Annotated in this window: 17 protein-coding genes and 1 tRNA gene; 11 read left to right on the top strand and 7 right to left on the bottom strand. The window is 65.1% G+C overall.

What is annotated here, in order from left to right; genetic code table 11:
* Positions 1–33: 33 nt before the first annotated feature.
* Positions 34–522: a hypothetical protein gene (locus tag NM2_RS19350; RefSeq protein WP_067670521.1), complete on the bottom strand. Its 489-nt coding sequence runs from the start codon at positions 520–522 to the stop codon at positions 34–36.
* 200 nt (positions 523–722) lie between these two features.
* Here NM2_RS19350 and NM2_RS49125 point away from each other — a divergent pair, with 200 nt between their 5' ends.
* Entirely contained in the window at positions 723–1,418 is a 696-nt protein-coding gene (locus tag NM2_RS49125; RefSeq protein WP_157121172.1) for a hypothetical protein, read from the top strand.
* 486 nt (positions 1,419–1,904) lie between these two features.
* Here NM2_RS49125 and NM2_RS19345 read toward each other — a convergent pair whose 3' ends face one another.
* The gene (locus tag NM2_RS19345) at positions 1,905–2,540 is read right to left on the bottom strand and encodes a TIGR02391 family protein (RefSeq protein ID WP_157121171.1); all 636 of its coding nucleotides are present in this window, start codon (positions 2,538–2,540) and stop codon (positions 1,905–1,907) included.
* 669 nt (positions 2,541–3,209) lie between these two features.
* Here NM2_RS19345 and NM2_RS50920 point away from each other — a divergent pair.
* A complete protein-coding gene (locus NM2_RS50920; RefSeq protein WP_084531259.1) occupies positions 3,210–4,022 on the top strand; it encodes an HNH endonuclease in 813 nt (270 codons plus the stop codon).
* A gap of 184 nt (positions 4,023–4,206) precedes the next feature.
* Here NM2_RS50920 and NM2_RS19335 read toward each other — a convergent pair whose 3' ends face one another.
* Together NM2_RS19335 and NM2_RS19330 are read right to left on the bottom strand one after the other, a co-directional pair.
* Positions 4,207–6,537: a type I restriction-modification system subunit M/S gene (locus NM2_RS19335; RefSeq protein ID WP_067670515.1), complete on the bottom strand. Its 2,331-nt coding sequence runs from the start codon at positions 6,535–6,537 to the stop codon at positions 4,207–4,209.
* Positions 6,538–6,546: 9 nt separating this feature from the next.
* The gene (locus NM2_RS19330; protein ID WP_067670513.1) at positions 6,547–6,807 is read right to left on the bottom strand and encodes a hypothetical protein; all 261 of its coding nucleotides are present in this window, start codon (positions 6,805–6,807) and stop codon (positions 6,547–6,549) included.
* Positions 6,808–7,216: 409 nt separating this feature from the next.
* Here NM2_RS19330 and NM2_RS47605 point away from each other — a divergent pair, with 409 nt between their 5' ends.
* Positions 7,217–7,657: a hypothetical protein gene (locus tag NM2_RS47605; RefSeq protein WP_218025950.1), complete on the top strand. Its 441-nt coding sequence runs from the start codon at positions 7,217–7,219 to the stop codon at positions 7,655–7,657.
* A gap of 235 nt (positions 7,658–7,892) precedes the next feature.
* Here the strand turns inward: NM2_RS47605 and NM2_RS19320 are convergent.
* Positions 7,893–7,965, bottom strand: a tRNA-Ala gene (locus tag NM2_RS19320).
* Positions 7,966–8,281: 316 nt separating this feature from the next.
* On the opposite strand from NM2_RS19320, the gene NM2_RS19315 reads away from it, so the two are divergent.
* The 5 genes from NM2_RS19315 to NM2_RS19290 all read left to right on the top strand — a co-directional run bounded on the left by NM2_RS19315 (position 8,282) and on the right by NM2_RS19290 (position 13,730).
* Complete coding sequence (locus tag NM2_RS19315; RefSeq protein ID WP_067670509.1) at positions 8,282–8,725, top strand: GyrI-like domain-containing protein; 444 nt, start codon at positions 8,282–8,284, stop codon at positions 8,723–8,725.
* Positions 8,722–9,156 carry an effector binding domain-containing protein gene (locus NM2_RS19310; protein WP_067670507.1) on the top strand — a complete coding sequence of 145 codons (435 nt, stop codon included), beginning with the start codon at positions 8,722–8,724 and terminating at the stop codon, positions 9,154–9,156. Before NM2_RS19315 ends, NM2_RS19310 begins: the two co-directional genes overlap by 4 nt.
* 538 nt (positions 9,157–9,694) lie before the next feature.
* Positions 9,695–11,509, top strand: a complete 1,815-nt coding sequence (locus NM2_RS19300; protein WP_067670573.1) for a putative bifunctional diguanylate cyclase/phosphodiesterase — start codon at positions 9,695–9,697, stop codon at positions 11,507–11,509.
* 96 nt (positions 11,510–11,605) lie between these two features.
* Positions 11,606–12,733 (top strand): glycosyltransferase, encoded by a 1,128-nt coding sequence (locus NM2_RS19295; RefSeq protein ID WP_067670503.1) that lies wholly within the window; start codon positions 11,606–11,608, stop codon positions 12,731–12,733.
* A gap of 127 nt (positions 12,734–12,860) precedes the next feature.
* A complete protein-coding gene (locus NM2_RS19290) occupies positions 12,861–13,730 on the top strand; it encodes an SDR family oxidoreductase (protein WP_084531257.1) in 870 nt (289 codons plus the stop codon).
* Between the two features lie 186 nt (positions 13,731–13,916).
* On the opposite strand, the gene soxR is transcribed toward NM2_RS19290, so the two are convergent.
* Positions 13,917–14,441, bottom strand: a complete 525-nt coding sequence (gene soxR, locus NM2_RS19285) for a redox-sensitive transcriptional activator SoxR (protein ID WP_067670501.1) — start codon at positions 14,439–14,441, stop codon at positions 13,917–13,919.
* 113 nt (positions 14,442–14,554) lie between these two features.
* Between soxR and NM2_RS19280 the strand changes: the two genes are divergently transcribed.
* From NM2_RS19280 to NM2_RS19270, 3 genes are all read left to right on the top strand, one after another.
* Positions 14,555–15,784: an arginine deiminase gene (locus tag NM2_RS19280; RefSeq protein ID WP_067670569.1), complete on the top strand. Its 1,230-nt coding sequence runs from the start codon at positions 14,555–14,557 to the stop codon at positions 15,782–15,784.
* Positions 15,785–15,792: 8 nt separating this feature from the next.
* Complete coding sequence (locus NM2_RS19275; protein WP_040827954.1) at positions 15,793–16,149, top strand: GntR family transcriptional regulator; 357 nt, start codon at positions 15,793–15,795, stop codon at positions 16,147–16,149.
* A gap of 159 nt (positions 16,150–16,308) precedes the next feature.
* Positions 16,309–17,340 carry a CHASE3 domain-containing protein gene (locus NM2_RS19270; RefSeq protein ID WP_067670499.1) on the top strand — a complete coding sequence of 344 codons (1,032 nt, stop codon included), beginning with the start codon at positions 16,309–16,311 and terminating at the stop codon, positions 17,338–17,340.
* Positions 17,341–17,371: 31 nt separating this feature from the next.
* Here NM2_RS19270 and NM2_RS19265 read toward each other — a convergent pair whose 3' ends face one another.
* Positions 17,372–18,952 (bottom strand): dolichyl-phosphate-mannose--protein mannosyltransferase, encoded by a 1,581-nt coding sequence (locus NM2_RS19265; RefSeq protein WP_067670497.1) that lies wholly within the window; start codon positions 18,950–18,952, stop codon positions 17,372–17,374.
* Positions 18,953–18,973: the final 21 nt, after the last annotated feature.

The raw sequence follows: 18,973 nt of genomic DNA, 5'->3' as shown, positions 1-18,973 counted from the left end.
TTCTGCACGATCGGGTGACGTTGATGACCCGCCCTACCGGTTGGGTTCCGAGGAGTAACCGAGGTTTCGAAGGTGTCTGATCAGGCGCGAGGACGTCTCTGCCCGCCGGATCTCTAGCTCCTCAAGGGAGGTGTTGTACCGGTCTCCCCACGCCACATACATATTGACCAGGCGGTTGCGCTCTTGAGCCACGAGTTTCTTAGCCCGTGCGAGGAGGTCAGCATCGATCCGGTCGTACAGATCTTCGTACTTTTTCGCAGCGGGTGAGTTGGTGCTGTTGTCGGGACTGCGTAGTCGGTTGAGTTCCTCTTGATTCGTTACCCACCAGTCCGTGAATAGGCCCGGCAATTGCTCGTTGTCCGAGAGAGCCGTGGACGATAGTGCATGAAGAAATGTCTCGGAGAAATGCTTGCGTGCTGTAGCGATCGGTTCGCCGGTCAGGACTTCCTTGTCCGCGCGAAATTCCTTGGTCCAGCGTTCGACTGCGGCTGTGAACTCGGTTTCGATGGGGGCGGTTCGCACAGGGATAGTTGCTGCAGTGGCCTCGTATCCGTCCGGTGGATCGCACCGCGAAGTCAGCTTCAACAAGCAACCGACTACCGCGTTCGGTGAGCGCTGGTTGCTCGAGGTCACGACGTCGTCGGTCGAGACCTTCCTGAAAAGCCCTGGTGCAGACAAAGGCCCGTCGTCGATGCGGACCGGGCGCAAACGTGCTGTCGGGGATGTTCCGCTACGCCGTCCGCAAGGACGCGCTCAGCGTCAACCCTGTCCGGGAGTCGCAGCTGACGAAGAACATCGAAGCCAAAGGCCGGACATGCGGCGCCCGTGACATCACCATCGAGGAACTGTGGTTCATGCTCTCCGCGGTGCGGACGCCGCGGCTTCCCTGTCTTCGCAAGCTGTCTCGCGCGGAATGCAATCGCGGGACGCCGGTGAAGTCCTACACGGCGCCGACTGTGGCGGACTATTGCGAGAGCACCGACTTGGCCGACTGGGTGACCCTGCTCGCGGCAACCGGCCTGCGTCGCACCCAAACCTTGGGTCTGCTCTGGTCGGACACGATCTCGACGACTGCACTGCACGTCATCGGCAAGGTTGGCAACCCGCGATGGGGAGGCGCTGCCCGCCTGTCATCCTTGCCAGATCGTGAGAGTGAAGTGACCGTTCTTGTCGTCACCTTCGGTGCGTGTGGTAATAGTCAGTGCCGCAACCACACCACTCCCGCGTATGCACTCCGAATCGCCGATCTTCCAAAACGTCGCAGAGTCCTCGAAGTTGGTTGTTCGTCGGCATGTGTCGAAAGTCGGCGCAGTAGCACCTCCTGGCGCGATCTTGAACGGACCGGAAGCCTTCAGAGCCAGGTACGACCACGTAAGCCCCGCTGCAAACTTGGTGTCGGGCACCGGGCAGTCCGATGAATTGCCAAGCGGTAGGTAGTAGGAGGTGGGCAGGTCGATCGCGCAGTCTTGGACCAGGATGGTTCCGGCCGGAAGTGTAGGCGCAGCTGAACTCGAGCTCGTGGTCGGTACGAGAGAGGCACTGTCGCTCGGTCTGTTCGTAAGGGAGGGTGCCTGGGGCGCCGATGCAACAACCGTAGGTTGCGCCCCGCCGGTTGGAGCGGTTGCCCTTCCAACGAAGACACCTGCTCCAGTCAGGGCCGCGATGAGGCCAGAGATCGCTGTGATCCATGCGGGTCCCAGTTCCAGTACGCGACGTTTCCGGGGCGGGGCTGGTGGCTTACTTTGGGTCGAGTTATGCTGCGGCGCAGGATGGTTCACTTGGTTGTCCCCCGAGGGCGGTAGTACACGCTCATCGAGGCAGATACTAGCCTGCTCAATGGCAATACGAGGATCAAGACCCACGTATCGCGGAATTCGGAGAGCTGAAGCCTTTGCTGGAGAGAGTCATACGGCAGCGGCAGGCTGGCCGTTCGTCGGAACCGGGACGACAGGGGATGCTTCGTCCAGGTTGCATTCGTCGATCCACCTCGCCAGCAGGCTCAGCGCGCCGAGTCGCTCCAAGGCTTCCTGAGGCGCGTACTCCTGTTCCTGTCCGTGTGTGGCCTGGTTCCGGATCGTCTGCTGCACGCCCACACCGAAGCCGAGAAGACCCCGGTTCATAGAGTTGACCGACTTGTGTGTGGGATCGCCAGGCCAGCGCAAACGTGGCCGTCCCGGCTCGGGTGGTCTATCGGAAAAAGCCTCCTGCCAAACCGACACGCCCTCGATGTCATGGCGACTGGTTTGCTGGCGGCCATACCACTCCACGGCATCGGCAGCGGATGCTACTGCTCGCCGATACTCGCCGATTTGCCAGAGCATCTTCGCGGCCCCCCAGATCAGCGCATGGAGTTCAGTGGGGCCGAGCTGGGGTGGATTGTCGAGTTCAGCGTTCTGAACGAGCCCCGCAAGTTGACCGGCAAGCATGTCGGTGTAGTCGAGAATTTCTTCGAACCGGACGTTGTATGCGACGGCCTGCCAGCGTTGGATGAGGTTCTGATCGCCGTTCCAGCCGTTGCTGTCGTAGAACGGGCAGTCCATGACAATCGAAGCGGCGAGCCCAGCTCGGCCCGCTGCCACCGCGACCTCTCGTCGTGCCTTGCTGACAACTCCGTGCGAAATGCCACCTCGAACCTCGTACTCGCCGGCACCGTCGAAGTCTCTCGACACCCGCTTGTGCAGGGAGACCCACTCCTCGAACGCCGTCCGGAATCGCTCGACGTCAGCGAGGACGGCCCGGAGGCGCGCAGGAGTCTAATACATGCCCACCAGGCCAAAGTACGTGACTCGATGGACCCGATGTAGCAAATTATCTGTGCTTGCATCGCCGTTCGTGCGCGAGAGGTGTCGGACACCCCCGATAGACTCCTGAGTAGCGGACGATAGCGGCGGGAGTTTGGCGGATGGCGGACGGAAAGACCGCTGCGGGCGCGAACGGTCGGCCCCCTGTATGCGTCGGCTGCGGCGAGTCCATTCGAGGTGCCACACAGACGGTGCAGCCAATGCCGGGCCGTTGAGCGAACCTGCGTGGAGTGCGGCAAGACATTCCGAGGCCACACAGTTCGCTGCAGCCGTTGCGGGAAACCCGAACGCGAATGCGGCAGCTGCGGAAAGCTGCATCGAGGAACCGGGATCAAGTGCGTCTCGTGCCGACCGACGAAGCATGCGTGTGCCGTCGAAGGGTGCGAGCAGACCGCCAGAGCGCGAGGCATGTGCGAACTGCACTACGACAGGTTCCGAGCTACCGGCGATCCAGGACCGATCCACCTTCTGAGGATTGCGAAGTATCCAGAAGGTGCGACCTGCTCGGTCGACGGCTGCTCAGGCAAGATCGTCGGACGCGGATTGTGCAACGCCCACTGGCTCCGATTGAAGAACCACGGCGATCCGCTCGGCGGCAACAAAAGTCCAGCCGTTCTCAAAGCAATAGACCACCCAGATGGAACGAGGACCTGCTCAGGCTGCGGAAACCGTCAGCCGATTGCAGAGTTCGACAAGGACAAGAACGGTACCGGCGGCAGAAGGTCGAAGTGTAAACAGTGCCGATCCGATCAAATGAAGAAGTGGTACTCGGATAACGGTGAGCGCCAGCTCGACAGGCACCGAAAGCGCGTCGCAGCGAACCCCGAACGAATCAGGGCTCAGGACACAGCTCGATACGAACGTCATCGGGACAAGCGAATTGCCTTGGCGTCGATCTCAGTCGATCGCAGACGCGCACGACTCGCTGGCATCGAATTTGACCCGACTGTGACGAGAGCGAAGCTTCGCAAGAAGTACGGCGATCAGTGCCACTATTGCGGAGTGCTGATGGTCTTTAGCCGTACAAAGAAGGGCGAAGAACGACCCGACAACCTGGCGACAGTCGAGCACATCATCCCGGTCAGTGCCGGCGGCAACCACACCTGGGACAACGTCGTCCTGGCCTGCTGGAGATGCAATATCTCAAAGAACAAGCTCCTGCCCGAAGAGTGGGAACTGAGACGATTCGGAGAGACCGACTTACCCGACGACTCCGCGTAGGTCGCAGGTCGTTTTTCTCGCCGCGAGCCGAGCCCTCTGCAAGTGATCGGGCATCGCGGCACCGACCTCGGGTGCAGCTCTGATGGGGGCGGTTGCCTGTAGATCTTGGCGGGGCGATCGAACGCGTCGGTTATCGCGGTGAGATAGGCGGGCGAGGCCCGCACCCACGCCGTCACCGTGGCAGTCATAGCGATGGTAAATCATTCAATTTCAGGACTCCTGTAGCCAGGGCATCGACCAGCGCGGCGCGGGCGTGGGCGGACACCTTGGCCAGCTGATGGAGTTCAGCGACCTGATCGTCGACGGCGCGTATCGCCTCGCCGATGCGGTGCTGCTCGTTGATGGAGGGCAGAGCGATCGGCTGGCGGCCCAGAGCACCCTTACTGAGCGTGGGGGCTGCGGTACCGGTGGCGCGCGCGGCGATGTCTGTCAGGATCCGATCGCTGGAAAGGTACGTGAGCAAGAACAGCGGATCCACCCTTTCGCGATCACGAACGCGCAGCCGAACGAGACTGTTATCCAACATCATCGGTAGCTGATCGGCACCAACAATCGCGGGGGCGATCATTGCGCCGGTACGGACCAGCAGGATGTCGTCCGGCTCGAGCAGATACTTGCGTAGTCGCCTGGCCGCTTGTGCGCTGATCAGTTCCGCTCCCTCTGCGATAACTCGATACTCGCGCAGATGCTGGCGTTTCAGGACGGGTACTGTAAGCACCTCCCCGTGCTCATCATCTTTCGGCATCAGGTCGTATGAGGGTCCCGGTTGAATGTCACAGACGTCGATCAGGAGCTGGTCCCTCGCCTTGTTCGATGTATCCGTTTCCGAGCGGTCGGGTGGTAGATAGCTTACGAGGTCCAGCATGCCTGCCGGGCTAGTTTGATTCCGCCGCCTTCCGAAATCCCCGAACGTCTGTCTGATCCCGTCCAGGATCACCTCGGTCCGCACGACCTCGGCGCTGCGGACGTAATCCGAGGGCCGCAGGAGGTAACCGGCTGCGCGAATCGTGTCCGGACTCGCGTTCATCGCTGACCCCTGCTCGGCCACCGCCACTACCTGATCCGTAGGCAAGTCCTGTCGGGTCCGATAGCGTTCGACGAGCGCGGTGACCATGCTGTCGGGCAACGTCATTCGCTTACCATCGGAGACCCCAAGGGCCCGCGCGTCGATCAGCAGAACATCGTGGGGAACCTTCTGTCCTTTGGTGAGGATCCATACGGACGTGGCCGCATCGCTCTTCGGAGCCATTTTGTCCGGTAATGCGATGACAGCCCGCACCGCGCCGGCCTCTACCATGGCGCGGCGGACCTCGGCCTCCTGCCTGTCGGCCGAGACCGCCGCCTGCGCGGGCATCAATGCCACCGCCACCCCGTCGGGAGTCAGGCTCGCGACCACGTGCAGCAGCCAGGCGAAATTGTCGTTGTGCGGTGGTGGCGGCGCCTCGAATTCCCAAGCGCTGGAGGAGGGCTCACCGACTTGATCGGATCGGTTATTGAACGGCGGGTTCGTCACGACGATATCTGCGCGGACGGCGCCCTCTCGGTCGTTCCACGGTGACATGCTGCCCTGTCGGAACTCGCCGGGACCGTGGGTGATCGCCACCCACATGGCCGCCACCCGCATCGTTCGCGCGGTGACGCTCGTGCCTTGTACATGCACCCCTGCCTCCCTGACACCACGGCTGAGCAGTGCATGGAACAGCTCCCCGCCACGGGTATAAGGGTCATGAACCACACCGGACACCGGCTCGGGACCCGCCGCAAGATCCGCCATGAGCCGCGCCAACGCCGGAGGAGTGAAATATTCACGACTGCCCAGTTCGGCCGTCACGGCAAAGCGACTGACGAGGCTCGAAAATGCTGCCGGACCGAGACTTCCACAGCTCTTCAGGCATTTTCTCAGTTCATAGGGGTGGCGCGGAGACAGGCATTCGATCAGCGGCCGCATGTCGGGCGCGATGGCGTGTGCACGCAGTGCCTGGTCGACACGCCAGCCGATCTCTCGCAGCAGTGTCACACCCGACTGCTGTTCGGCTGACTTCAGTAACTCGTGCCAGGAGTCGTTGTCGCACACACGCAGAAAGATCAGGCACAGCAGGATCAGCAGGTAGTCGGCCTCGGAGACGGCATCCGCGCGTAGCCGAATCCCAATGGAGCCCAGAAGGTCCGACAATAGTTTCTCGCGTTGCTTGGCTCCAGCTTCAGTGCGCACTGCTGCAGTCCGCGTGGCCTGCTCGGCCGCGACCCGGAGGCTGGCCCGCTGGCCATAGGTAATGCCTACTGGTTCCTGTTCCCGGTCGCGAGCCGACTCCGGCACCGGCCGATCCGACAACCACACGATCACCTCGTCGAGACGGTAGTAGTCACCTCGGTCGTCATGGCCCACCGGCCGGGGAAAGGTGGAGTGCCGCGTCTCCCACGTCGTGACGGTGGGCCGTCCTATGCCGGCGTATCTCGCGATATCCGGCTTGTGCACGTAGACAGGGCGGTTCGGCAGACTGTCAGATTCAGTCACTCCCGTTCCTCACAAGTAGTCGTCGCGGCGATCCAGACGCCGGGAGGCCACACGTAAACCGCGCACGCGCCGCGTTTCGGGCGCCGAATCCGGTTGCTCAGCAGAGCTGTTCGACAGTAACTGGCCGAGCACCGTTCTGGCCTCGCGACGGCGGGATGCCTTCGGATGCCACACCGCACACACAACGGCGAACAGCCGCTCCGGGCCGAGTCGGGTCAGCCACCAGAAGAAGGGCGGCGAGATGCCCAACGCAAGCAGATCTCTCACCATGGCAGCACCTTTTCGAGGCGGGAGGAAGGAACAGAGTTGGCCGACCACGGTGGCGCGATGTGACGAATCATGGGCTTCTCACTGAGGAGTAGGGGTGGGTTCCGAGGACGAGCTTAAGGACGACGTACACCACCTGGCGAGTACCACATTCTCAGAAGCTGGATGCGATACGATGGCCGCATGTCAGTGAGAACTGCTTGTAGATATGGAAATCAGCTGTTCAACACTGTGAGAAGAACTCGCTCCAGTGCCTGTTTATGACTTCGAGTACATGAGGTACTCAGAATCCTCGCAGTAAACCGAACCAACGGATGCGCATGACAACTCCGATCAACACGGTTACCCAGTGGGGTGGACTTACGGTTCGTGATGTCCGTCGTGATCCGCCCGATGTCGACAAGATCGCGAGGTGCTCGTCGAGCTGGCGCGAGAGCAATTGACCGACAAGCCGAGGTGTCGTGACAACGGCACCGCTGTCGGTGGCGCCAGTGCATCGTTACCGTCTCTGCCGGCCCGACGGTCCGCACGGCGGCGGGCACGACAACTTGATCAGGACCAGATCCAGTTGCTGATTCAGGACTATCTTGCTGGCGCAACGACTTACGAACTGGGCACCCGGTTCGGTGTCGACCGCCGTACCGTCAGCGCGATCCTGCACCGGCACGACGTGCCGATGCGTCGACGCGGTCTGTCGCCAGGCCAGACCAACGAGGCGATCCGCCTCTATCGTCTCGGTTGGTCCCTGGCGCAAGTCGGGAAACACTTTGCCGTCGATCCGGCCACCGTGTTGAACCGGCTGCGCGAGCGTGGCGTTCGCACCCGTGACACGCACGGGCGGACTCGGTCTTGACAGCAATCCATGACGACCAGACGAGATCCCACTTGTGGCGAGCACGGGGCTCGCGGCCGTGGTGCTGAAAGGGTGCCTTCGGACGTAATTAACACCGCCGACCACCTACCTTGGGGTGCTTATTAGAACACGAAAATAAGCGATGACCAGGCGATATGCGCTACCTGGCTGAAGGTGGTCTCATGCCCGGAAGGCGACAAAATCCCTGATCAAGGACCCTTTTCGGGTCAATTTGTGGAGCTAAGGGGAATCGAACCCCTGACCTTCTCGATGCGAACGAGACGCGCTACCAACTGCGCTATAGCCCCGTGGTTCGTTTCCGAACCGACGTTGGAGAACTGTAGCAGGTGGGTGGGGGAGACTCCGAATCGGCTGGTGAGGAGGGGTTCGGTGGGGTGGTGGGGTGGGTTCGGGGGTTCATATCGTGGGATGGGTGGGGGGGTTGGGCGAAATTGCCGATAATTTGCGACTTGGGTGGGGGTGGTGTGCAGCAAACCTGCGTGGTGGGCGGGGGTCGTGTCGGATATATCTCACAGGGCGGGTTGATAGCATGACGATTCGGTCGGATCTGTCCGGCCACGCATGCACGCTGCCTGCGCGAATACTTCGAAAGAGTTGTCTTCCATGCAGTTTGAGATCGTCGAGCGGGACGAGACGTGGGTTGCCGGGCTTCCCGTGCGAAGCCCCAAGCGCGCGCTCGGGGAACTGCGTGACCGGGATCTGGACGCCGCGTGGGGCGCGGTCCTGCATCAGGAGCTCGGCGGGCCGCTGGCCTGCGCTTATACCGATTATTCGGCGGATATGAGCACGTTCAACACGCAGATCGTCGGGTATCAGTGCGGCTCGTTCGATCAGGTCACCCGCGGTCATATCGTGGCCCGGCTACCGCGGGGGGTGTATGCCCGGTTCTCCTCGGTGGGGAACTTTCCGCAGATCATGACCGACCTGTGGACCCAGATCGCGTATGCCGAGGAGCACAAGCAGATCAAGCGCACCCATACCGGCGATCTCGAGTGCTATCCGCATGCCTACAAGATCGATCTGTATCTGGCGGTCGACCCGCGATGAGCTACACGATCGTACTGCGTGACCAGGCGATCTACGGCGGTCTGGTGGTGCCGCGGGTGCGGCCCAGTTTCAAGGTCAGCAACAGCGAACTGATCGAATTCCTGCGTGATCGGCTGCGCGACCGCGACGACGCCGCGGACCGGGCGCTGTACACCGTGTACGTCCCCGATCCGGCCGGCAACTACAACGTCCTGGTCAGCTACGACTATCCGGCCGTGGACGCGATTCCGGCCGGTGACGTGCTGGTCCGGGTGCCCAAGGGCGTGTACGCGCGGTTCGAGCCGAACGGCGACTACCACGATCCGGTCGAGGACGTGTGGGCCCAGGTCGACGACGCGACCGCTTCGGCCGAGATCACCCGCGCGTACCGGGAGGAGATCGAGATCTGGCGCGGGCCGAAGGTCGAACTCTACATCTCGATCCTGGTGTAACCAGCACAGATAGCTATCGGATAGCCATTTTGGAACCAACCGGTCTTCTCATTCCGTCCGATTGTCGAAGTCATAGTCTTGACCAGGGACAATCCGGGACTTTCGTCCCTGTTTCCGGAAGATTTGCCGGATGTCTGGTCAATTCCTGTTCGATGACGGATACTGCCATAGCGACCAACCCCGGACGGCGGCCGCGATACGGCCGTTACCGGGAGGGTCTCGGGTAGGGCGCGGTATCGCGCAGCAACGGAGTAGGAATTCATGACAGTCGAAGCGGCCCGTCACCCCGTGTTCGCAGGGATTTCCCCGGAGTTCGCCGATACACTAGCGTCACTTCGGGACAGATTCCTCGGCCTACTGGACGGGCCTGTCCATGAGATCATGGCGTTGGTGTTCCGTCTGAGGTATGCCGCCCGCACTACGGTCCGCAGCAGGCGGTTCCCGGTGCCGGGCATGAATTCCCGCAGCTGACGCGATCGGAGACAAGGTGCCTCGGCGGACACTCGACTCACTGGTGACACAGGTCGCCTCGGAGTTGATGGGTGTCGACGCCACCACCCTGGTGGCGGCGACGGAGCGTGTGCTCGCAAGCCTGATCGAGCATTTCGACGTGGACTTCTGTTACCTGCGACGGACCGACCGCGAGCGCCGCGCCACCATCCTCGTCGCCGAGTGGCCGCCGCGGCAGTGCGTACCCGACCCGGACCCCCTGGGAATCGTCTACTTCGACGATCCGGACCCCGCGTTCAAGGCTTTCGAACACGCCACCGAGCCGGTCATCGTGCGACCGGGCAAGGCGTTCACGCCCTACCGCGACCTCGCCCGCCGCACCGCGGGCATCACCGAGCTGACCTCCGCGGCGGTCCCGCTGCTCTCGCGCGGCGAGCCGATCGGCCTGCTGGGCTTCATCAAACTGGGCGACCGCGAGTGGAGCACCCGCGAACTCAACGTGCTCAAGGCGATCGCGTCGCTGTTCGCCCAGTTGCAGGCGCGGGTGGAGGCCGAGGAGCGGCTGCGCTACATCGCCATGCACGACGATCTGACCGGCCTGGCGAACCGGCGGGCCCTGCTGGAATACATGGAGGAACGGCTCCAGCCGGGCAATCCGGGCCCGGTCGCCGCGTTCTTCCTGGATCTGGATCGGCTCAAGGCGCTCAACGACTTCCTCGGACACACCGCGGGCGACAATTTCATCCGCACGCTGTCCACGCGATTGCGCGAACATCTGGATCCGGCCGACATGATCGCGCGCCTGGGCGGCGACGAATTCGTCATCGTCCCGGCCAAACCCATGGAGGCGGTCGAGGCCGAACTCGAGGGGACTCGGTTGCAGCAACTCATCGCCCGGCGGGTCACCGTCGGGGAGGAGTCGGTCAGCCGGGCCGCGAGTGTCGGTGTGGCGGTGGGGATTCCCGGTGAGGCGACCGTCGCCGACGTGCTACGCCGGGCCGATCACGCGCTGCTGTCGGCCAAATCCGGCGGCGGCAACGGGGTCGCGGTGTTCACCGACGCGATGCGCGCGCAGTTCGAACTCCAGGACGACGTCGAGCTCAATCTGCGCAGCGCGGTCTCGGATGGTTCGCTGCTGCTGCACTATCAGCCCGAGGTCGATCTGCGCACCGGGCGGATCGTGGCGCTCGAGGCGCTGGTGCGCTGGCAGCATCCCACCCGCGGGCTGCTGCCACCGGGTGCGTTCGTCGGGGTCGCCGAGGCGACGAATCTGGCCGGGGAACTCGGGCGCTGGGTGATCCGCACCGCCTGCGCGCAGTTCGCGCAGTGGCGCCAGCACGGCCTGGCCTCCAACGTCGTCATCCGGATCAACGTCTCGCCGGTGCAGCTGGTCAGCCTGGATTTCGTGGAATCGATCGAGGACACCCTGCGCAGCAACGGAATCGACGGCAGTTCGGTCTGCCTGGAGATCACCGAACACGTCGTGGTGCAGGATCTCGCGCGCACCCAGCTGACCCTGCGCGGGCTCAAGCGGATGGGCGTGCAGATCGCGATCGACGATTTCGGCACCGGATACAGTTCGCTGTCGCATCTCAAGGCCCTGCCGGTGGACGCGGTGAAGATCGATCGCGGATTCGTGCAGCGGCTCGGGGTGAGCACCGATGATCTGGCGATCGTGAAATCCATCGTCGGCCTGGCCGGGTCGTTCGGGCTCGGCGTGGTGGGCGAGGGCGTGGAGACCGCGGTCGCCGCGCGCACCCTGGTCGGGCTGGGCTGCTATCGGGCGCAGGGCTTCCTGATCGCGCGGCCGCTGCCGCCGGAGAAGGTCGAAGCGCATTTGTCGGCCGGGCGGATTCCGCTCGATCTGGAACTTCCCCGGGTGTCCCGGGCGGCCAAACAATAGCGTCGCGGGCGGGCCACCCCAGCCGGTTGACGATACTTCCATCCCTGTTCACGCGGTGTTGCCCCGCAGGGCCGGCTACCGCTGGACGATCAGCGCGTGCGCATCGTTCAGCTGGCCAACTTCTACGGGCCGCGGTCGGGGGGACTACGTACCGCGCTGCATCATCTCGGTTCGGGATATGTGGCCGCCGGGCACGAGGTGGTGTTGATCGTGCCCGGACAGCGGCGCGACGAGCAGATCCTGCCGGGCGGCATGCTGCGAATCACCCTGCCCGCCTTGCAGATTCCATGGACGCGCGGATACCGCGCGGTCGATCCGCGCAAGGTGGCCGACGTGCTGACCGGCATCCGGCCCGACGTGCTCGAGGTGTCCGATCGGCTGACGCTGCGCGGTTTCGGGCGCTGGGCGCGCAAGCGGGACGTGGCCGGGGTGATGATCTCGCACGAACGGCTGGACCGGCTGCTCGGTCAGGCGCTGCCCGGCCCGATGGCCCGCCGGGCCGCCGACGTGGCCAATCGGCGAACCGCCGCGGACTACGACATCGTGGTGTGCACAACCGAATTCGCGCGGGCGGAGTTCGCGCGGATCGATGCGCCGAACGTCGAGCTGGTGCCGCTCGGCGTGGATCTGGAGATGTTCGCCCCACACCGGCGCGACGGAACGCTGCGGGCGAGTTTCGCCGCCGCGCACAATCCGCTGCTGGTGCACTGCGGGCGGCTGTCGGTGGAGAAGCGAGTGGATCGCAGTATCGAGGCGATCGGCGCGCTGCGTCGCGAAGGGGTGGACGCGCGGCTGATCGTGGCCGGGGACGGTCCGCGGCGCGAATCGCTCGAGCGTCGCGCGCGCGGGCTGACGCCGCTGCCCGACGGTCGTCCGGCGGTGCACTTCGCCGGCTTCATCGCCGAGCGAACCCGGCTGGCGACCCTGCTGGCCAGCGCCGACGTCTCGCTGGCTCCCGGACCGCACGAGACGTTCGGCCTCGCCGCGCTCGAGGCGCTCGCCGCCGGGACGCCGGTGGTGGCCAGCCGGTCCTCGGCGCTGGCCGATATCGTGACCGCCGAATGCGGTGCGGTCGCCGCCAACGATCCGGCGGATTTCGCGCGGGCGGTGACCGAGGTGCTCGCGCGTCCGTCGGCCGATCGACGGCGTGCCGCGCGCAACCGGGCCGAGCAGTTCACCTGGCCCGCGGCGGTGTCCCGGATGCTGCACGTGCTGGGTGCGTAGACGACGGATCCCGGCCGCGCACAGGTGTACCCCGTATGCTCCTGGAGAGCACGGCAAGAGGTCGGGCGCGCCGAGCGCCGATCATCCGGATCGGCTCGGCGACCGCATTGAGTATTCGAGGAACGGTGTGCACGAGCGCCTGAAATCCGTCAGCGGTAAGAAGGTCCTGATCACCGGCGCAGCCAGCGGCATCGGCCGGGCGACGGCGCTGGCCGCCGCGCGCGAGGGCGCGGAGCTGGTGCTGACCGATATCGACGCCGACGGGCTGGCGGACACGGTGCGGGTCATCGGCGACGGCGGCGGCAAGGTGCTGTCCGCGAAGCCCGTGGACCTCACCGACTACGACGCGGTCACCGCCTTCGCGGCGGAGGTGCATGATCAGCACGGCAGTCTCGACGTGGTGATGAACATCGCCGGGACCTCGGCCTGGGGCACGGTGGAGAATCTCGAGCACCGGCACTGGCGTCGGATGGTGGACGTCAATCTGATGGGCCCGATCCACGTCATCGAGAATTTCGTGCCGCCGATGGTCCGGGCCGGGCGCGGCGGCGCGCTGGTGAACGTGTCCTCGGCGGCCGGACTGCTGGCCTTCCCGTGGCATGCGGCCTACAGCGCCTCGAAATTCGGTGTGCGCGGGCTGTCGGAGGTGCTGCGTTTCGATCTGGCGCGGCACGGGATCGCGGTGCGTCTGGTGGTGCCCGGCGCGGTGGACACTCCGCTGGTGCGCACCGTGGAGATCGCCGGGGTGAATCAGGAAGATCCCCGGATTCAGCGGTATATCAAGCAGTTTCAGCGTCATGCCAAGACGCCCGAGCAGGTCGCCGCGATCATCCTGCGCGGTATCGAGCGCAACCGCTTCCTGGTGCACACCTCGTTCGAAGTGCGATTCGGGTACTGGTGGGCGCGAAAGTTCGCCTGGCCGTACGAGATCGCGATGCGCCGGGCCAACGACGGATTCAACGCCATCTACCAGCGGATCGGGAGCTCGAACCTGTAATTCGGCCTCCGCTCCGGCGGTTCGCGGCCCCTGAGTCCCGTCGCTCGGCCCCGTGTCGGGCACTCGTTCCGCGCACCCGCCACGCGTCCGAGCGACGGGACGGGCCGCGAACAGGTCGATGTTGTCCGGGGTGTTGGAACCAGATGTGAGGGCTGGCGTAGTTCTTTCGGGCGTCCGCTGAATCGGTCAGGCTCCGGCTTGCTCGGCGCAGGGTTCGGCTTGCTCTTCGCAGGACGGGCCGCACTGGTCGTTGTTCAGGTTGACGTCCAGGACGCGCGCGCCCGGGCCCTCGTCGCCGAGGCGGTCGTGGAAGTTGACGATGCGGCAGCTGGCCAGGGACAGGCAGCCGCAGCCGATGCAGCTGCTGACGCTGTCCCGCAGGCGGATCAGCTGTTCGATGCGTTGATCGAGATCCTGCCGCCAGATCGTGGACAGTCGTTCCCAATCCTTGCGATTGGGGGTGCGGCTCTCCGGTAGGGTGTGCAGGGCCTCGCGAATCTCGCTGAGCGGTATGCCGACTCGCTGTGAGATGCGGATGAACGCGACTCGCCGCAAAGTCTCCCGCGGATAGCGGCGCTGATTGCCACTCGTGCGGCGGCTGCTGATCAGGCCCTCGCGTTCGTAGAAATGCAGCGCAGACACCGCGACTCCACTACGGTCGGACAGTTGTCCGGGAGTGAGCTCCTTCGCCTGCCAGGTGGTGTGCTGCATACCTCAACAATACTCGAGGTACGCGGTGTTCGGCCCGGAATCGTGAGGGTGGTCTCTCGCGCACGGACAGCGAATTCCGTGCCATCGGGGCTGTGGGCTACTACGGTCGAATCATGGAAACCGATGGTGTGCCGGAGGGGCGACCGTTTTCCGTGACATCCGAGGTCGGGACGCTGCGTTCGGTACTGCTGCATCGGCCCGGTGACGAACTGCGGCGACTCACCCCGCGCAACAACGACCAGTTGCTGTTCGATGCCATTCCGTGGGTGGAGCGGGCTCAGCAGGAGCACGACATCTTCGTCGATGTGCTGCGCGGCCGCGGGGTCGAGGTCCTGCTGCTGTCTGATCTGCTGACCGACACCCTGGCCGTCAGCGGCGCGGGCCGCAGCATGGGCATCACCGCCGCGGTGGACGCGCGACGCATCGGATTCACTCTCGCCGAGGAGCTCAAAGCCCATCTGCGCGGGGTGCCCGCACCGGAACTGGCCCGAATCCTCATGGCGGGAATGACATTCGACGAATTGCCGTTCGAGCCCGACGCCGCCTCGCTGGTGCGGCGCATGCACCACGGCACCGACTTCGTCATCGACCCGCTGCCGAATCTGCTGTTCACCCGGGACTCCTCGTTCTGGGTCGGGCGCAAGGTCGCCATCACCTCGCTCGCGCTGCCCGCCCGTGCCCGGGAGACCTCGCTCACCGATCTGATCTACGCCTTCCATCCGCGGTTCCTGGGCGTGCGCCGGGCGTACGAATCGCATATCGCGCCGATGGAGGGCGGTGACGTGCTGCTGCTCGCCCCGGGCGTGGTGGCCATCGGCGTCGGGGAGCGCACCTCTCCGGCGGGCGCGGAAGCGTTGGCGCGCAGCCTGTTCGAGGACAGTCTCGCGCACACCGTGCTGGTGGTTCCGATCGTGCAGAACCGCGCCACCATGCATCTGGACACCGTGTGCACGATGGTGGACTCCGATGCGGTGGTGATGTACCCGGCGGTGCGGGATTCGTTGTGCGCCTTCACGATCGCCGTTCGCGACGACGGTTCGGTGGATATGCGCGGGCCCGAGCCGTTCCTCCCGGCCGCGGCGGAGGCGATGGGAATCGGCAAACTGCGCGTCATCGACACCGGGCTCGACGGCATCACCGCCGAGCGCGAACAGTGGGACGACGGCAACAACACGCTGGCTCTCGCCCCGGGGGTGGTCGTGGCCTACGAACGCAACGAGAATACGAATGCCAGACTGGCCGACGCGGGGGTCGAAGTGCTCACGATTCCGGGTTCCGAACTGGGTTCCGGCCGCGGCGGGCCACGCTGTCTGTCCTGCCCGCTGACCAGGGACGAAATGTAGAGGCGCCGATGGATATCCCGGTCGACCACCATTCGGCGGTCCCACCCTACGAACAGCTGCGCCAGGGCATCGTCGCCCGGGTCCGCTCGGGCGAACTGACCGCCGGAACCAAGATCCCGACCGTCCGAGCCCTCGCCGTCCAGCTGGGCCTGGCCCCCAACACCGTCGCCCGCGCCTACCGCGAGCTGGAACAGGACGGCGTCCTGGAAACCCGGGGTCGGCTCGGTTCCTTCATCGCCTCCTCCGGCGACCCCACCCAGGACGCCGCGGGCCGGGCCGCCACCGACTACGTCGCGGTCATTCGGCGACTGGGCCTGGACGACGAGGCCGCCCTGCGTTACGTTCGCGCGGCTCTGGCCGAGTAGTCCGGCTCTGCCGGGGCGGCCTGTTGCTCTGCAATCCGGCTCGTCGGAGAATCGAGGGCGAGAATCGACCTCGGTGCGTTCCGGGTGTCGCGTTGCTTCTGCTGCGATCGGCGGTGATCGGTCCTGTTGGCTCGGATGTCGATACGACGAGTATTTTCGGTGATCATCGTGACGCTCGTGGTGCTGTTCGGGATATCTGCCGCGTCGGCGGTGGTGAACAGCATGGTCGCCGGTCGGGCGGTTGCTGATCTGAACAATCGCGTTTTCGTGGCACAGCGGTCCGCCTCGGCGCTGTTGCGAGCCTATGTTAATCAGGAGACGGGGCAGCGCGGTTTCCTGCTGACCGGTGACCCGGTGTTTCTCCAGCCCTACACCCAGGGGCGCGCCGACGCCGCGCAGATGCAGACCCGGCTGCGGCAGGTTCTCGACGGCGACGTCCGGGCCACGGCAGCGCTCGACGCCGTGTCGACTGCCGCGAATGCCTGGGAGACGACGGCGGCCCAACCCGAAATTGCCGCTCGAGCGGCCGGTGCGGTGCCCGAGGACCAGGTCGAATCCTTGGCGCTGCTCGGCAAAGGCCTGTTCGACACCGTTCGCGACGAGGCCGCCCGGCTTCAGGCGGTGACCGACGATATGGCCGCGCGTGAACTGCACCGGGTGTCCGCCGCGCAGCAGGTCGCCAAGGCCGCGACCTACGTTTCGATCGCGCTCCTGCTGGTGATGGTGGTGACGGCCTTCACGGTGCTGCCGCGACTGGTGAACAGGCCGGTCACGCGCCTGGTCGGACAACTGCAGGCAGTGTCGGAAGGGAACTACGCGCTCGAGATCGAGCGGAACGGGCCGGTCGAGATCGCCGCGATCGCCGATGCGGCCAACCACATGCGCGCCAGCATCCTCGCGAGCATGGATGACCGGGTGGTCACCGAGAAGGCGCTGACCCGGTACGACGAGCAGACCCGGATGGCCGCGGACCTGCACGACCGCACGCTCAATCGAGTGTTCGGGCTCGGGCTCCTGCTCGCCTCGGCGATGAGCCGCCATCCCGGCATGCGATCGACGCTGGAGCCGCTGGTCGCCGAGACCGACGAGATCATCAGCGAATTGCGCACGGTCATCTTCGATCTGACCCGAACCGACGCTCCCGGCGTCGAGACGGTTCCGGCGTCGAGCCTGGACGGCGATTCGCGGTGACCGGCCCGGTCCGCCGGCTCGACCTCGCGGGCTAACGCCAGCTGGGTAGCAGGAGGTGGTTGTGCCAGCTGTCCACGGTGATGGGCAGGGCGGTCATGATGGGCCAGAGCCAGGCGTAGTTCGCTATGACGATGGCCACGTAGAGGCTGACCAGGAGCAAGCCCAGGCTCTGGCGTTCGCTGGTGAGCAGGAAGCGGTGGCCGTTGGGGGCGCGGGCGAAGGGTGCGGGGCCGAGGATGTCGCCGAGGGCGATGGCCAGGCCCATCACCAGGAACGGGGCCATCGGGACGGCGTAGAAGAAGTACATCTGGCGGTCCAGGTCCATGAACCAGGGCAGCAGGCCCGCCAGGTAGCCGACCAGCATCGCGGCGTAACGCCAGTCGAAACGGGTCACCGTGCGCCAGATGCCCCAGACCAGCATCGGCAGCGACAGCCACCACATCGCCGGGGTGCCGATCAGCATGACCGCCTTCACGCACACCGCCTGGCCGCAGCCGGTGACGCCGTTGTCGGCGTAGTAGTACAGCATCGGCCGCAGACCCATCGGCCACGACCACGGCTTGGACTCCCACGGATGATGGTTACCGGCCGAATTGGTCAGTCCCTCATGGAATTTCAGCGATTCGCCCTGATTGTGCCAGAGCGATCGCAGCGCGTCGGGTATCCAGGACCAGGTTCCGCCCGTGCCGATGGCGTTGCCGACCGAATAGCGGTCGTAACCGTCCTCGCCGGCGAACCACATGCCCCAGGTGCCCAGATAGACCAGCAGCGCGATCGCGACCAGGGCGTACAGCGCCGGGACGACATCGCGCACGATGGTGCCGACCCACGGCCGCACCACCCCGTACGCGCGCCGGGCGGCCACGTCGAAGAACACCGACAGCAGCCCGAACGCGACGATGTAGTACAGGCCCGACCACTTCACCCCGGTCGACATGCCCAGCAGCAGGCCGGCGCCGAACCGCCACCACCGCACACCCAGCCGAGGACCCCACTGGCTCAACGCGATCCGCCCCTCGGCGTCGGCGCGCGCCAGACGTTCCCGCACCACGTCGCGGTCGACGATCAGGCAGCCGAACGCCGCCAGGACGAATCCGGCCTGGAAGATGTCCAGCATGCCGATGCGCGAGGACACGAACGTCACGCCGTCGCAGATCAACAGGATTCCGGCGATCGCGCCGAGCAGGGTGGAGCGCGTCATCCGGCGGGTGATGCGGATGACCAGCAGCACGATCACCGAACCGAACAGCGCCGCGGCGAAGCGCCAGCCGACCGGCGAATAACCGAACAGCGCCTCGCCCAGCCCGATCATCTGCTTACCGACCGGCGGATGCACCACCAGGCCGAAACCCGGATTGTCCTCGATGCCGCCGCCGGTGACCATCTGCCAGGCCTGCGGGGCGTAATGCTTCTCGTCGAACACGGGTGTGCCCGCATCGGTCGGATAGTTCAGCATCGTGAACCGGGTGATCGCGGCGATCGCGGTCAGGAATGCGGTGACGACCCAGCCGCGCGCGCGATCGATGGGGCCGAAATCGGGGGAGGGGCGCCGCGGCGCCGGACTCGAGGGGCCCGCGCCGAGCGGCGGTCGCACGTCCGTCAGCTGGGTCACGAAGACGAGTCTAAGTGGGGT

It is taken from the genome of Nocardia miyunensis NBRC 108239 (assembly GCF_001613065.1).
Lineage (GTDB): Bacteria > Actinomycetota > Actinomycetes > Mycobacteriales > Mycobacteriaceae > Nocardia > Nocardia miyunensis.
The sequence above is the reverse complement of the archived record's forward strand: the minus strand, read 5'-3'. Positions and strand labels throughout refer to the sequence as shown.